Source organism: Vibrio sp. 1978, assembly GCF_033344345.1.
Map to the genome: position 1 here is coordinate 1 of NZ_JAWPOP010000216.1, position 921 is coordinate 921.

The 921-nt window shown below is 48.1% G+C and carries 1 protein-coding gene; it reads right to left on the reverse strand.

Features of this window, described 5'->3' with window-relative positions; translation table 11 throughout:
* A partial coding sequence (locus tag R8N49_RS25645; RefSeq protein WP_318190272.1) for a VCBS domain-containing protein occupies positions 1–920 on the reverse strand: 920 nt, incomplete at its 3' end.
* Position 921: the final 1 nt, after the last annotated feature.

Genomic DNA, 921 nt, shown 5'->3' on the forward strand with positions numbered 1-921 from the left:
TTTTGGTCTGAACCGATACCAGCCAGATCGTCTTCATCAACACTGATCGCTTCAAAATCCGTTACAACTGGCAATGAGTCAACGATCGTGACTGGCAACGTAATTTTGCTCGTGTCGCCATCAAAATCCGTCGCGATAATGGAAAAGTCCAACGTTAAGGTGTCACTATTTGGAGCATGATCAACAGCCCCTTGCAGTTCAAACGAGTAACTCCCGTCACTGTTTACCTGTAACGTAAATACCGGATTGCCGTTTGCCGTCGCCGTGTAGGTAAAGCTACCGTCGGCATTACTGACTTCGGCCAACGTGATAACTTGACCGTTGGAGGTCAAACCGTTTAACGGGTCTGAACCTGTTTCAAGCTGGTACTGAACCACACCATCTGAGCCTTGCGTGGTCGTGAACTGCCCTTCAACCAACAGTGCGTTTGATTGTCCACCATTCGTAATTAAGTCATTTTCATCCACAGTGAGAGGTACGACATTCTCAATCGTAGGAACGTCATCTTGAATGGTGACAGGCAAAACCATGGTGCTGGTATCGCCATCAAAATCCGTCGCTGTAATCGGGAAATTCAGTGTTAACGCATCACTGCCACTAGCGTGATCGATTGGGCCTTCCAACGTAAAATTGTATGAACCATCAACATTCACCACCAGCGTAAATACTGAGTTGCCGTTTGCTGTCGCGGTGTAAGTGAAGCTGCCGTCGGCATTTGCGGTTTCTACCAGCTCAACGGCTTCACCATGTGAAGTCAAGCCATCAATTGGGTTGGTCGCTGCGTCGAGTTGATAACTCACCACTCGGTCGGAGCCTTCTGTCGTGGTGAATTTGCCGTCAACCGAAACAGAATCATTTTGATCCGAACCGATGCTCGCAAGGTCGTCTTCATCCACCGTTAAAGCTTCTACACCATCAATA